Source organism: Rathayibacter sp. AY1E6 (assembly GCF_002931115.1).
Lineage (GTDB): Bacteria > Actinomycetota > Actinomycetes > Actinomycetales > Microbacteriaceae > Rathayibacter.
This window is the reverse complement of sequence record NZ_PSVK01000014.1, coordinates 1-13200: the sequence shown is the minus strand read 5'-3', so window position 1 is coordinate 13200 and position 13200 is coordinate 1. Positions and strand designations below refer to the sequence as shown.

Below are 13200 nucleotides of genomic sequence, written 5' to 3'. Positions count from 1 at the left end.
GTGCGCTCACGCTACGCCCTGGGCGCTCGGGGGTGCAGGTCTTGCGCCGAAGCGCTCCCCTGTCGCATGGTTCGCTCTCGCCGCCGGAGCAATTCCCCCATGGCTCTGAGGCGGCTCACATGTTAACGTGAACACACGCGTCGGTCCCCTCGGCTCGACGCATCCCTCCCCTGAAGGAAAGGTCTCGACGATGAGACGACGCTCCCCGGAGCCCCCTGCCGCCGCGCCTCGGCGCCGCGTGCGATCCCTCTTCCTCTCCGCTCTCGCCTGCACGAGCGTCGCCCTCACCGGCGCTCTCGTCCCCGTCTCGGCGCAGGCCGTCGACGTCCCGGCGCCCACCGCGCACTACGACATGTCGCACGCCGGCTCGGCCCTGCTCGACATCTCGGGCAACGGACGCAACGCCACCCTGACCGGCCTCACCGACGCGTCCTTCGCGAACGCCGGCGGCGACCAGGTCGCCCGGTTCAAGAACGACGGCTACGCGAGCCTCCCCCAGGGCCTGGTCACCGGAGCCGACAACGCCTTCGCCGTCGAGTACACGGTGAAGACGCAGACCACCGCCAACCAGTTCGGCTGGGTCATCGGCGACGGCGTCGGCCCGTGGAACACCACGCAGCTCGGCAACCACGTCTTCGTGAACCCGCGCAACCCCGACGGCTCGCCCAGCGGACAGGTCCTCGCGGGCATCCGCGTCAAGGAGCCCACCAACAACGGCGAGACCCGCATGCCGTTCGGCGGCACGCTGAACCCCGGGTTCACGACCCTCACGCTCGTCGGCACCGGCACGGGGTCGAGCACCGTGCTGACCCTCTACCGCGACGGCACGCAGATCTCGACGGCGAACACCACGAAGTCGATGGCGAGCATCGTGCCGACCGGGTCCACTCTCGGCTACCTCGGCCGCTCGCTCTACTCCGGCGACGCGCTCGTGACCGCCGACGTCACCGACGTGAAGTTCTGGGACACCTCCCTCACCGCCGAGCAGGTCGCCTCGAGCATGCCGACCGCCACGGCGAAGGCGTCCGCGACCTCCGCCCTGCTGCGCTCGGACATCCAGCCCGTCCTGCTGGCCGGCAACCCGTCGCTGACCCAGGTCTCCTCGAACCTGACGCTACCCGCCTCCAGCAGCGGCGTCCCGCTCACCTGGACCTCCTCGAACAGCGCGGTCGTCTCGGCCACCGGCGTCGTCTCGCGCTCGATCGCGCAGAACACCCCGGTCACCCTGACGGCGACCACCGCCCAGGGCGCGACGATCGCCTTCGAGGTGGTCGTGCTCGCCCCGAGCATCAACGACGACCTCGACGCGCTGAAGCTCGCCACGCGCACCACCGAGAACCTCCCCCTCGCAGTGAAGGGCGCCCGTAACGGCACCGACATCACCTGGACCTCCTCGGACCCGGCCCTCGTCACTCCGACGAACACCTCCTACGCGGCTCCGGCGGTCGGCGCGGCCGACCCCTACCGCGGCGGCGGCGTCGTCACCCGGCCGGCCTACGGCTCCGGAGACAGGACCGTCACCCTCACCGCGACGGCCACCCTCAACGGCGTCGCCGAGACGCGCGCCTTCACGCTGACGGTCGCCGAGCTCGGCCGCACCGCTCCCGACGCGGGCTACGCCTCGGCGTACTTCAAGTCGGACGGCGACGAGAAGATCTACCAGGCCGCGACCTCGGGTAACGACTTCTTCACCTTCTCGCCGGTCAACGGCGGGAAGGCGGTCATCACCTCGACGACCGACACGAAGGGCCTGCGCGACCCGTTCATCCTCCGCTCGCACAACGGCGACAAGTACTACATGGTCGCCACCGACCTCTGCATCTCCTGCGGCACCGGCTGGGGCGACGCCCAGTCCAAGGGCAGCCTGAAGATCGAGGTCTGGGAGTCGACCGACCTGGTGCAGTGGACCCGCACCAACGGCGCCGACACCGGCATCACGGTGAACCAGCCGGCCGCCGGAATGACCTGGGCGCCCGAGGCGTACTGGGACGACGCCCTGCAGTCCTACGTCGTGTTCTTCTCCTCGCGCCTCTACTCCGACGCGACGAAGACCAACAACGACAAGCTCTACTCCCGCGTCTTCTCCGTGATCACCCGCGACTTCCGCACCTTCACCGCTCCTCCCGCCACCTGGCAGGACACCGGCTACGCGCGGATCGACTCGACGATCACGAAGATCGGCGACTACTACTACCGCTTCACCAAGAACGAGGAGGGCGGCGCCGCCGGCACCCTCGAGGCCGGAAAGGACATCTTCCTCGAGAAGTCGAAGGTCCTGACCGCCGGGACGACCTCCTCGAACTGGAGTGCCGACCCGAACACCACCTGGCAGCTCACCGACACCCGGATGACCTCGCTCGAGACCGGCCAGGCCGGTGAGGGACCCGAGATCATCAAGCTGAACGCGGGCGACCCGAACGACACCACCGGCGCGGGCGACGGCTACGCGTTCCTCGTCGACAACTACGGCGACGGCGGCTACAAGGCCTTCATCACCTCCGGAGCGGCCATCGCCGGCAGCTCGCAGACGAACCGCCTCTCGCAGTCGGCCGACTGGAACGTCTCGCCCAAGAGCCGCGCCGGCCTCCCGGCCAGCCCGCGGCACGGCGCGTTCGTGAGCGTCCCGCAGACGGTCCTCACCGCCATGAAGAACTGGACCGGCGTCACTGCCGTCGACTCCACCACGACCCTCACCGCCGACGGCCGCACGGTCACGGCGACGGTCGCGGCGGCCGACAAGGGCGACGTCGTCGGCTCGGTCACCTTCACCGGCGGCTCGTGGACCTCGACCGTCCCGCTCTCCGGCGGCTCGGCGAGCGTCTCGGTCCCGGCGGACGTGACCGGCGTCACGGCCTCCTACACCGGGTACGCGGACAAGCTGGTGCGCACGTCGGTCTCGGCCGCCGTCCCGCTGGACACCCTCGAGCTCGTCCCCGCGGTCGCCACGCGCTGCGTCGCCGGGAAGATCGTGCTCACCGCGACCGTGAAGAACACCGACACCGCTGCCGCGGCCGTCACGATCGCCTCGGCCTACGGCTCGAAGTCGTTCACCGCGGTCGCACCCGGATCGTCCGCCTCCGCCGCCTTCACCACCCGCCTGGCCTCGATGCCGGCCGGCACGGTGACGGTGACCGGATCGGCGACCGGCCAGCCCGCGTTCACCGCGACGGTCCCCGTGGCCGCCGCGCGCTGCTGACGCACTGACGACGAAGGGCCCCCTCCTGCGCTCGCGCGGGAGGGGGCCCTTCGTCGTTCCCGGGTCAGACGGTGGGAGCGAGCAGGTCCGCGTGGTGGGCGGCCGCCACGTTCGGGTGGGCCCGGAGCCGGTAGCGCAGCGCGTTCTCGCCGTAGGTCTCGAGGATCGGCGCGTTCGTCGGGTCGACCGAGAGGCCGGACTTGAGCTCCTCGGGCAGCGGGAGCGAGGGCATGGTGGCCGAGAGCGCGGGATTGAAGAAGAACGGGATCGAGATCCGGTCCGTTCCGATCAGCGGCGAGATCACGCGGTGCAGCGTGGCCTTGAGGTAGCCGCCCGTGGCGAGCTCCAGCATCTCGCCGATGTTGACGACGAACGCGCCCTCCATCGCGGGTGCCTCGATCCACGAGCCGTCGTGCTCGACCTGCAGGCCGCCCTTGCCGGGCTCGACCAGCAGCAGCGTCAGCACGCCGCCGTCGCGGTGCGCGCCCACGCCCTGCTTGGGCTCCGGGTCGGAGGTGCCCGGGTAGCGGACGACCTTCACCAGCGAGAACGGCCGCTCGGCGAACGCCTCGTCGAACACGTCCTCCGGGGCGTCGAGTGCGACGGCCCAGGTGCGCAGCAGCCGGATCGCGACCGCAGCGAGCTCCGCGTGCCAGCGCTCGAAGACCTCGCGGAACTCCGGCAGCGCCTCGGGCCAGAGGTTCGGCCCCTCGAGGCGCTCGTAGTCGGCGACGCCGGGCCCGGCGGGAACGGCCGGTCGGTCGATGCCGATGTCGACCTGCTCGCGGTAGTCGACGTCGCCGTTGGTGAGCTCGGCGCCGAAGCGGGTGTAGCCGCGGAACTGCGGGCTGAGGGTGTTCTCGATCGCGAGCTTCTCCTCCTCCGGCAGGTCGAAGAAGCGGCGGGAGACGGCGACGACGTCGTCGAGGAGGTCCTGGGGCACGCCGTGGCCGACGAGGTAGAAGAATCCCACGTCGTGCGTGGTCTCCCGGAGGTCGCGGCGGAAGGCGGCGGCCTCCGCCTCCCCCTGGTCGAGGCGGGACAGGTCGAGGATCGGCAGGGAATCGGTCATGCACCGACTCTCGCGCACGAACCTGCACAGCAGTCGATTGTTACGACAACCAAAACGGCGGGCCCCGCCACGGCGCGGAAGAGGGTTCCTCCGCGCCGCGACCGGGCCCGCCGTGAGCGCCGAGTGTTACGGCGTGGGCATGCCGCCGTTGACGTGCAGCGTCTCGCCGACGACGTAGCTCGACTCCGGGGAGGCGAGGAACACGTAGGCGGGAGCGAGCTCGGCCGGCTGGCCCCAGCGTCCGAGCGGCGTCTGCGAGCCGACCTCGGGCAGCTTGTCGGACGGCTGGCCGCCCGCGGTCTGCAGCGGCGTCCAGATCGGGCCCGGGGCGACGACGTTCACGCGGATGCCCTTGGGCGCGAGCTGCTGCGCGAGCGCCTTCGAGAACGTGTTGATCGTGGCCTTCGTGCTGGCGTAGTCGACCAGCATCGGCGACGGCTGGTAGGCCTGGATCGACGAGGTGCTGATGATCGCGGAGCCCGGGGCGAGGTGCGGCACGGCCGCCTTCGTCATCCAGAACATCGCGTAGACGTTGGTCTTGAAGGTCTCGTCGAACTGCTCGTCCGAGAGCTCGAGGAAGTCCTCGACGTGCTGCTGCTTGCCCGCGTTGTTGACGAGGATGTCGAGTCCGCCCAGGCCCTCGACGGCCTTCGCGACGGCGCCCACCGCGAAGTCGTGGTCGGTGATGTCGCCGGGGATGGCGACGGCGGTGCGGCCGGCCTCCTCGATCAGCGCGACGACCTTCTTCGCGTCGGACTCCTCCTCGGGGAGGTAGACGATCGCGACGTCGGCGCCCTCGCGGGCGTAGGCGATGGCGACGGCCGCGCCGATGCCCGAGTCGCCTCCGGTGACGAGCGCCTTGCGCCCGGTCAGGCGGCCGGAGCCGCGGTAGGTCGACTCGCCGCGGTCGGCGGGGTCGTCCATCTTCGAGTCGAGGCCGGAGCCCTCCTGGTACTGGGCCTCCGTGTCGATGTCGGCGAACATCGCGGTCGGGTCTTGGAACGTGTACTGGTCGTTCTGCGGAGTCTGGTCGTTCTGCGAGGTCATGTCTCGACGCTAGGCGCGCGGGATCGGCGACCGCGCGTGCTTGACAGCCCCGATCCGCCAGGACACAGGAGGTCTTCAGGAGCCGCGGAGCCCCCCGGATCGGGGAGAATGGTGCGGTGACCCGCGACGACTCCCTGTCCTTCGACACCACGGCGCCGCTGCCCGGCTGGCAGCACGCCTACTCCGGCAAGGTGCGCGACCTCTACACCCCCGACGACGCCGACCCCGTGCTCGGCGCCGACCGCATGCTCGTCGTCGCCAGCGACCGGGTCAGCGCCTACGACGCGGTCCTCGAGCCAGGGATCCCCGGCAAGGGCGAGCTGCTGACCACGCTCTCCCTCTGGTGGTTCGCGCAGCTCTCCGACGTCCCCAACCATCTGATCCCGGGCGCGATCCCCGAGGCGGTCCGCGGCCGGTCGATGCTGGTGAAGACGCTCGACATGTTCCCGATCGAGTGCGTCGTGCGCGGCTACCTCTCCGGCAGCGGCTGGAAGGAGTACCGGGAGACGGGCTCCGTCTGCGGCGTCCCGCTCCCCGAGGGCCTCCAGGACGGCGACGCGCTCCCCGAGCCGATCTACACCCCCGCGTGGAAGGCCCCGCAGGGCGAGCACGACGAGAACATCACCTTCGAGCGCACGGTCGAGATCGTCGGGGAGGAGGCCGCGGAGGCGCTGCGCACCCTCTCGCTCGCGGTCTTCCGCGAGGCGTCCACCATCGCCCTGGCCCGCGGCGTGCTGCTGGCCGATACGAAGTTCGAGTTCGGGGTCGACCGCGGGACCGGAGTCGTCACCCTCGGCGACGAGGTCCTCACGAGCGACTCCTCCCGCTACTGGGACGCCGACGACTACGACGCCGGCATCCGCGGCCGCTCGTTCGACAAGCAGATCGTGCGCGACTGGCTCTCCGACAACTGGGACGGCCAGGGCCTCCCGCCGACCCTCCCGTCCGAGATCGTCGAGCGCACGGCCGCGCGCTACCGCGAGCTCATCGAGCGCCTCACGCGCTGAGGCACCGGAACGACCTGTGGACGATCACCACCCTCGCGTCCGGCTGGAGGCCCGCGGCGAGGATCCGGACGAGGCGCGGCACAGCCTCGCGCGGCTCTACAACGGCGACGAATGGCGCGCCGCCACCACCGCGGCCGACTTCAGCTACCGCTACGCCGCCATCGGCGACGGCGGGATGACCCTCCGCACCTCGCGGATGTCCGGGCGCCTCGCGGGCGGCGTGGGCGACTCGGACGACGTCGTCGTGCAGTGGATCGTCGGCGGCTCCGCCCGGATCGATGTCGGCCGCGCCTCGATCGCGATGGAGGAGAACCGTCCCGTCCTCTTCCCCGTCGGTCGGCCGTTCGCCTTCGACTACGTCGACTTCGACCAGCGCCTGGTGCACCTCGACCGGGGAGTCGTCGACCGGGTCGCCGCCGAGCGCGGCCTCGTCGGCTCCCTCGTCTTCGACTCCGAGCACCGCCCCGACGCCGCGGCGATCCGCCGCTGGCGCACGGCCGTCGCCGACTCCGCCCGCGCGCTGCGCAGCGAGCGCGTCGAGCCGCTGCTCTGGGACGAGCTCACCCGCGCCACGGCCTCCGCGCTGCTCGACCTCTACCCTCCGGAGTCCGCTCCGGTCCCGCCCGAGCTCCTCGCCCCCCGGAACGCACGGATCCGCACGGCCGTCGAGTACGTGCACGCCCACTGCAGCGAGCCGATCGGCCCCGCCGAGATGGCGGCGGCGTCGGGCCTGACCGTCCGGGGCCTGCAGTCCGCGTTCCAGCGGGTGCTCGGGATGCGCCCGATCGCCTACCTGCGCCTGGTGCGGCTCGACCGCGCCCGGGTGGAGCTCGCCGTGAGTCCGCCCCTCGGGACGACGGTCGCCGCCGTCGCCCGGCACTGGGGCTTCGGGAACGCGGGCCGCTTCAGCGCGGCCTACGCGGAGCGATTCGGCGAGTCGCCGAGCGCCACGCTGCAGCGCTGATCAGTCGACGAGCTCGGGCGGCGGCTGCCCCTCGAGGATGCGGCTGAGGCCGTCGAGCAGCACCGCGACGGTCGCGGCCTCCGATTCGGGCACCTTCGCGACCATCGCGCGGATCTGCTCGTAGGTCGGGTCGTCGGTGCCGACGATGGCCTTCTGCGCGCGCTCCGTCAGGCAGAGGATGCGGCCGCGGCCGTCGGACGGGTCGGGAGTGCGGTTCACGTAGCCGGCGCGGGCGAGGCGGTCGACGAGGAGGGAGACGGCCGCCGTCGTGATCGACAGGGCCGCGGACAGGTCGACTGCGCGGACGATCTCGTCGCGCCGCTCCCCGACCCCGATCAGCCGCAGGGCCGCGAGATCCGTGGCGCCGATGCCCAGGCGGCGCTCCACGCGGCCGTCGTAGTCGCGCTCCGCCGTGCGCAATCGCGCGAGCAGAGCGAACAGGTCTGGCCGAGCGTCCATCGAGGTGCACCTTCCGAGCGGCAGGCGCCCCGGACGGGAACTCGCTGCCCCCATCGAACCACTTCTCCGGCGTTCGGACGGCGTGTGTCCCGAAAGCGCAGTCGGCGCCGAGACTGTTAGTCAACCGACTTAGCAATACCTAGTGTCGACGGTGCGGCACGCCTTCCGTGCGCCGCCGACGGTGAGGAGGTGCGCGCGATGGGACGACTGCTCTACGGCGCACCCGCCAGCTCGCACTCCTTCGAGGACCGCGCCCTGGCCCACCTCCAGACCGTGATCACCTCGCGGTTCCGCCGCGGCGAGGGCTTCCTCCTGACGATCGAGGACGCCGAGGGCCGCCGGTCCGAACTGTGGCTCCACCCCGGCATCCCCACCCGCTACGAGTACGACGGCACCGCCGCGATCGAGCTGAACCCGCACTGGCTGCGCGAGCTCTCGAACGCCTCGAACGGCCGCCTCGGCCTCCACCTCCTCCCCGAAACCTCGTCGCCCGACGACCTCTCCGTGAAGAAGATCCCCGCATGAGCGACCACAACGGCACACTGTTCCGGCGCGGAGGCACCGTCCGCTTCGTCCGCTGGATCTCCTCCCGCGACGGCGGCTGGGCCCCCGAGATCGTGCAGGGGCGCTACCTCGAGCGCGACGACCGCGGCTGGCTGGTCGAGATCGAGGGCACCCCGACGGTGCTCGCGAAGGACGACTGGGCCGTCTACCGCTGACCGGCCGTGCGCTCGGCGTACTGTTGAGCAGGTGCGTTCTCGTGATCGCCGCGGCATCACCTCGGCTCCCCTCCTCCTGACGACCATCGGAACGACGAGCCTCGTCTTCCTCTGCGCGTTCGAGTCGCTCGCCGTGACGACGATCATGCCGATCGTCAGCGCCGATCTCGACGGCCGCGCCCTCTACCCCCTGGCCTTCGCGGCGACGCTCGCCGCCGCCGTGGTCGGGATGGTCGCGGCCGGATCCTCCGCCGACCGCCGCGGCCCGACGCCGTCGCTCGTGGTCGCGATCCTGCTCTTCACCCTGGGCCTCGTGGCCGCGGGCGCCGCGCAGGCGATGCCGGTCTTCGTGGCGGCCCGCCTGCTGCAGGGGCTGGGCAGCGGAGGGATCACCGTCACCCTCTACGTGCTCGTCGCGCGGGTCTACCCGAGCGAGCTGCATCCGAGGATCTTCGGCGCCTTCGCCGCGGCCTGGGTCGTACCGTCGCTGGTGGGGCCGCTGGTGGCCGGAGTCGTCGCCGAGCTCGCGAGCTGGCACTGGGTCTTCTTCGGAGTCGTCGCCCTGGTGGCCCTCGCGAGCGCCGCGATCGCGCCGACGCTCCGCTCGCTCGAGCCGCGCGAGCGCCTCCCCTTCGATCGCCGGGCCGTCGGCCGCATCGCCCGCGCCGTGGTCGTCTCGGCCGGAGTCGTCGTGCTGAGCACGAGCGCCGAGCTCGCGCCCGACCTCGCCGGGCTCCTGGCCGCGGCCGCCGTGGCGGTTCGCGCGCTCCTGCCCGCCGGCACGCTGCGCGCCCGGGGCGTCCTGCCGTCGGTGATCCTCCTCCGCGCCCTCGTCGCCGCGGCGTTCTTCGGCACCGAGGTCTACCTGCCGCTGCTGCTCTCGGAGCAGTACGGCCTGCCACCCTGGCTCTCGGGCGCCATGCTCACCGCGGGCGCCGTCTCCTGGGCTCTCGGCTCGAACCTCCAGGGACGCCCGGGCACCCGCCTCAGCCACGGCGGAGCGATGCGGCTCGGCTCGTCGCTCGTGCTCGCCGGCATCGGAGTCGTGCTGCTCGTCACGGTGCTCGCCCTCAGCCCGATCGTCGCGGGCGTGGGCTGGTTCCTGGCCGGCGGCGGCATGGGCACGATGTTCCCGCGGATGGGGACGATGACGCTCGCGCTCTCCGCTCCGGGCCGGGAGGGCTTCAACAGCTCGGCCCTGCAGATCGCCGACTCGACCGGCGCCTCGGTCTCCCTCGCGCTGACGGGCCTCCTCGCGGCGGCGGTCACCGGCCTGATCGGGGCCGGGACCGGGGTCTTCGCCGCGACCTTCTCGTACGCCGCGCTGATCGCGATCGTCGCGGTCGGTCTGGCCGGCCGGCTCGACGGGCTCCTGCGCCGCGAGGGACGCCGGGAGCCCGCCGAGCAGGCTCAGCTGTAGAGCGACTCCGGCACGTCGAGGCCGTAGATCGCGCGGCCGGACGACCAGATCACCGAGCAGGCGGCCCGGAGCAGATCGGTCGCGTCGTCGCCGGCGTCCACGATCACCACGGAGTCGCCGTCGAGGCGGACTTTGGCGCCGCGGACGGCGTGCGTGCCGTTCCGCGAGACCGTCGTCGCCGGGTAGGGCAGGTGCAGCTCGCGCAGGTCGCCGAGGATGTACGTCGGCCGGAGCTTGGGCTCCGCGGCGAGGAGCTGCTTGGCCCGGTCGATCCCGGTGAGCACATGGGCGCTCTCCATGTCGGCGCCGTTCGCGCCGGCGATGTCGGTGTCGAGCCGGTCGCCGAGGAACAGCGGGTTCGTCGAGCCGAAGCGCGCGGTCGCCGCGTCGAAGATGGCCCGCTCGGGCTTGCCCGCGACGACCGGGAGCCGGCCGACCGCGGTGTGCACGGCCGAGACGAGGGTCCCGTTGCCCGGGGCGATGCCGCGCGCGACGGGGATCGTCCAGTCGGTGTTCGTCGCGACCCACGGGATCCCCGTGTGGAGCGCGAACGAGGCCTCGGCCAGCTGCTCCCAGCCGACCGTGGGCGCGAAGCCCTGGATGACCGCCGCCGGCGAGTCCTCCGCGCTGCGCGTCACGGTGAACCCGGCGCGCTCGACCTCGGAGGTGAGGCCCTCCGCCCCGACGACGAGGATCGTCGAGCCGGCCGGCACCAGGTCGGCGAGCAGCACGACCGCTGCCTGCGGGGAGGTGACGACGTCCTCGGGCCGGACGCTCAGCCCCAGCTCGGAGAGGTGCCCGGCGACGGAGGCGTCCGTGCGGGAGGCGTTGTTGGTGATGTAGCCGACCCGCAGCGTCTCGGCCGCTCGGTTGAGGCTCTCGACCGCGAAGGGGATCGCGTCGGCACCCTTGTAGACGACCCCGTCGAGGTCGGCCAGGACGGAGTCGCGGCCGTCGAGCGGAGTGGGCTCAGTCCTGCTGCTGCGGAACATCGGCGTCCTCCTCGGTGGTGTCGGCGGATTCGACCGAATCGTCGGCGGTCGGGTCAGCCGAGTCGAGAGCCTCATCCGGGTCCGTCTCGGCGAGATCGTCGGACTCGAGGGACTCGTCTGCGAAGGTCGGCTCGTCCGTGTCGACGAGGTCGGCCTCGGCGTCAGCGCTCGCATCGGCGTCGTCCGCGTCCGCGTCGTCGTCGTCGTCGATCTCCTCGGAGACGGTCCGCCGGGCGTCGTCCTCGTCCGCGTCGTCGCCGGCGGTCGGGCCGTCCTCGTCGTCCAGGTAGTCGTCCGCGTCGTCGACCGCGGTCCCTTCCTCGGCGCGATCGGGAGCGGACGTGGCGTCGGCCGACTCGTGCTCCTCCTCGATCACCTCGATCGTCTCGTCGTCACCGCCGCCCTCGGCCGCGAAGACGGCCTGCGCCGCGATGTCGGCGCGACGCTGCCACTCGGCCGCCTCCTCGGAGCGGCCGACCTCCTCGAGGACGAGCGAGTAGGCGGCGAAGAGATCCCGGCTGTACGAGAACGCGCGGTCCGGGTCCAGCTGCGGGATCTCGAGCTCCATGAGAGCGAGCTCCGCCTGGCCGAGGTCAAGGCGGGCGCCGGACATGGCGATGGCCAGCGACACTTGCGCGCCGGGACTCAGCGTGGTGCGGTCGATCGACCGACCCAGCTCGAGCGCCTTGTCGGGCCGGCCCACGCCGCGCTCGGAGTCGACCATCAGCGGCACCTGCTCGTCCGAGCCGGAGATCCGACGGAAGGTCCGCAGCTCGCGCAGCGCCAGGGCGAAGTCGCCCGTCGCGTACGCCGAGATGGCCAGCGACTCGCGGACAACGGCGATGCGTCCCGCGCGGCGGGCCGCCGAGAGCACGTGGCGGTGCGCCAGCTCGGGGTCCTCCTCGAGGAGGCGGCCGGCCATCACCAGGTGACGGGCGACCCATTCGGCGTTGTCCTTCGAGAGCGTGCGCAGCTCGTTGCGGGCGACCTTGTCGAGGTCCTTGGCCTGCACGTCGTCCGGAAGGTCCGGGTCGTCGTGGCGCGGACGCACCGACTGGAGGGAGCGCCGCTCGCGCTCCTCCTCGGTGAGCTCCGGCTCCTCGCGGGGGCCGCCGCGTCCGCCGCCGAAGCCCTCGCGTCCGGGTCCGCCGCCCTGGCGGTCTCCGCCGCCACGACGATCGTCCGACCACGGCCTGCTTCCCCCATCGCGCGATCCACCGCGGAACGGCGGACGCGAGTCCCCGTCACGCTGCGGACGAGAGTCGCCGCCTCCACGGTAAGGAGGCCGGGAGTCACCGTCACGCTGCGGACGCGAGTCGCCACCGCGATAGGGAGGACGCGAGTCACCGTCCCGCTGCGGACGGGAGTCCCCACCTCCACGGTAAGGAGGACGGGAGTCCCCATCCCGCTGAGGACGGGAATCCCCACCCCCGCGGTAAGGAGGACGAGAGTCACTGTCACGCTGCGGACGAGAGTCGCCGCCACCGCGGTAAGGAGGACGTGAGTCACCATCACGCTGCGGACGCGAGTCGCCGCCACCGCGATAAGGAGGACGTGAGCCACCATCACGCTGCGGACGCGAGTCGCCGCCACCGCGATAAGGAGGACGAGAGTCCCCATCGCGCTGCGGACGGGAATCCCCACCACCACGGTAAGGAGGACGCGAGTCACCATCACGCTGCGGACGGGAATCCCCACCACCACGGTAAGGAGGACGCGAGTCACCATCACGCTGCGGACGCGAATCCCCACCGCCACGGTAAGGAGGACGCGAGTCCCCGTCGCGCTGCGGACGGGAATCGCCGCCACCGCGGTAAGGAGGACGCGAGTCACCATCAGACTGCGGACGGGAGTCCCCGTCGCGCTGCGGACGGGAATCGCCACCACCGCGGTAAGGAGGACGCGAGTCACCATCACGCTGCGGACGGGAGTCGCCACCGCCACGATAGGGAGGACGAGCATCACCGTCGCGGCGGGGGCGGGAGTCGCCCGAGCCGCCGCGATCGTTCGAGGAGCGGCCGGGGCCGCCGGCGCGAGGCGGCCGCTCGTCACGACGTCCGGAGTCCCGGTCGTTGCGGTCGGATCCTGAGTCGTCCATGCGTTCCTCGCCTGTCGTGGTGATGCTCTGTGGAGTTGACCCGCCCGAGGGCGGGGAGGACGGCCGTAACCGTCGCACCACCCTAACCCGCACCGCGCTCCAGTGAGCAGCGGGGATCCGAGGTGGTGGTTAAACAGCGATGGCCACCCATTTCTGGGTGGCCATCGTGAATGGTGTCCGGCGGTGTCCTACTCTCCCACAGGGTCCCCCCTGCAGTACCATCGGC

11 protein-coding genes are annotated in these 13200 nt (G+C 71.9%); 6 read left to right on the top strand and 5 right to left on the bottom strand.

Translation table 11 applies throughout. The annotated features are described in order from the left end of the window. The first annotated feature begins 238 nt into the window (after positions 1–238). Positions 239–3196, top strand: coding sequence for an immunoglobulin-like domain-containing protein (locus tag C5C46_RS11690; RefSeq protein ID WP_258059454.1), 2958 nt, complete (start codon positions 239–241; stop codon positions 3194–3196). 64 nt (positions 3197–3260) lie between these two features. Here C5C46_RS11690 and C5C46_RS11685 read toward each other — a convergent pair whose 3' ends face one another. Then, positions 3261–4268 (bottom strand): isopenicillin N synthase family oxygenase, encoded by a 1008-nt coding sequence (locus C5C46_RS11685; RefSeq protein WP_104223790.1) that lies wholly within the window; start codon positions 4266–4268, stop codon positions 3261–3263. Between the two features lie 126 nt (positions 4269–4394). Next, a complete protein-coding gene (locus C5C46_RS11680) occupies positions 4395–5315 on the bottom strand; it encodes a glucose 1-dehydrogenase (protein WP_104223791.1) in 921 nt (306 codons plus the stop codon). A 116-nt stretch (positions 5316–5431) separates the two neighbouring features. Here C5C46_RS11680 and C5C46_RS11675 point away from each other — a divergent pair, with 116 nt between their 5' ends. Together C5C46_RS11675 and C5C46_RS11670 are read left to right on the top strand one after the other, a co-directional pair. After that, positions 5432–6322 (top strand): phosphoribosylaminoimidazolesuccinocarboxamide synthase, encoded by an 891-nt coding sequence (locus tag C5C46_RS11675; protein ID WP_258059453.1) that lies wholly within the window; start codon positions 5432–5434, stop codon positions 6320–6322. 16 nt (positions 6323–6338) lie between these two features. Next, entirely contained in the window at positions 6339–7286 is a 948-nt protein-coding gene (locus C5C46_RS11670) for a helix-turn-helix domain-containing protein (RefSeq protein ID WP_104226797.1), read from the top strand. On the opposite strand, the gene C5C46_RS11665 is transcribed toward C5C46_RS11670, so the two are convergent. Continuing rightward, positions 7287–7745 carry a MarR family winged helix-turn-helix transcriptional regulator gene (locus C5C46_RS11665; protein WP_181027163.1) on the bottom strand — a complete coding sequence of 153 codons (459 nt, stop codon included), beginning with the start codon at positions 7743–7745 and terminating at the stop codon, positions 7287–7289. Positions 7746–7943: 198 nt separating this feature from the next. Between C5C46_RS11665 and C5C46_RS11660 the strand changes: the two genes are divergently transcribed. From C5C46_RS11660 to C5C46_RS11650, 3 genes are read left to right on the top strand one after another with little or no spacing between them, the layout of a single operon-like run. After that, positions 7944–8270, top strand: a complete 327-nt coding sequence (locus C5C46_RS11660; protein WP_104223794.1) for a hypothetical protein — start codon at positions 7944–7946, stop codon at positions 8268–8270. Then, entirely contained in the window at positions 8267–8464 is a 198-nt protein-coding gene (locus C5C46_RS11655; RefSeq protein ID WP_068256013.1) for a hypothetical protein, read from the top strand. Before C5C46_RS11660 ends, C5C46_RS11655 begins: the two co-directional genes overlap by 4 nt. 31 nt (positions 8465–8495) lie before the next feature. Then, positions 8496–9884: an MFS transporter gene (locus C5C46_RS11650; protein WP_258059452.1), complete on the top strand. Its 1389-nt coding sequence runs from the start codon at positions 8496–8498 to the stop codon at positions 9882–9884. Here the strand turns inward: C5C46_RS11650 and C5C46_RS11645 are convergent. Both C5C46_RS11645 and C5C46_RS16965 read right to left on the bottom strand, forming a co-directional pair. Then, the gene (locus C5C46_RS11645; RefSeq protein ID WP_104226795.1) at positions 9875–10876 is read right to left on the bottom strand and encodes an HAD-IIA family hydrolase; all 1002 of its coding nucleotides are present in this window, start codon (positions 10874–10876) and stop codon (positions 9875–9877) included. The genes C5C46_RS11650 and C5C46_RS11645 overlap by 10 nt on opposite strands. After that, entirely contained in the window at positions 10854–11927 is a 1074-nt protein-coding gene (locus C5C46_RS16965) for a hypothetical protein (RefSeq protein WP_258059451.1), read from the bottom strand. The genes C5C46_RS11645 and C5C46_RS16965 overlap by 23 nt, the downstream gene beginning before the upstream one ends. Between the last annotated feature and the right edge of the window lie 1273 nt (positions 11928–13200).

What these genes read in the sequence shown, in the direction of transcription:
- C5C46_RS11665 (WP_181027163.1), bottom strand. Translation starts at nt 7,745, where the DNA reads ATGGACGCTCGGCCAGACCTGTTCGCTCTGCTCGCGCGATTGCGCACG.
- C5C46_RS11655 (WP_068256013.1), top strand. Translation starts at nt 8,267, where the DNA reads ATGAGCGACCACAACGGCACACTGTTCCGGCGCGGAGGCACCGTCCGC.
- C5C46_RS11680 (WP_104223791.1), bottom strand. Translation starts at nt 5,315, where the DNA reads ATGACCTCGCAGAACGACCAGACTCCGCAGAACGACCAGTACACGTTC.
- C5C46_RS11685 (WP_104223790.1), bottom strand. Translation starts at nt 4,268, where the DNA reads ATGACCGATTCCCTGCCGATCCTCGACCTGTCCCGCCTCGACCAGGGG.
- C5C46_RS11660 (WP_104223794.1), top strand. Translation starts at nt 7,944, where the DNA reads ATGGGACGACTGCTCTACGGCGCACCCGCCAGCTCGCACTCCTTCGAG.
- C5C46_RS11645 (WP_104226795.1), bottom strand. Translation starts at nt 10,876, where the DNA reads ATGTTCCGCAGCAGCAGGACTGAGCCCACTCCGCTCGACGGCCGCGAC.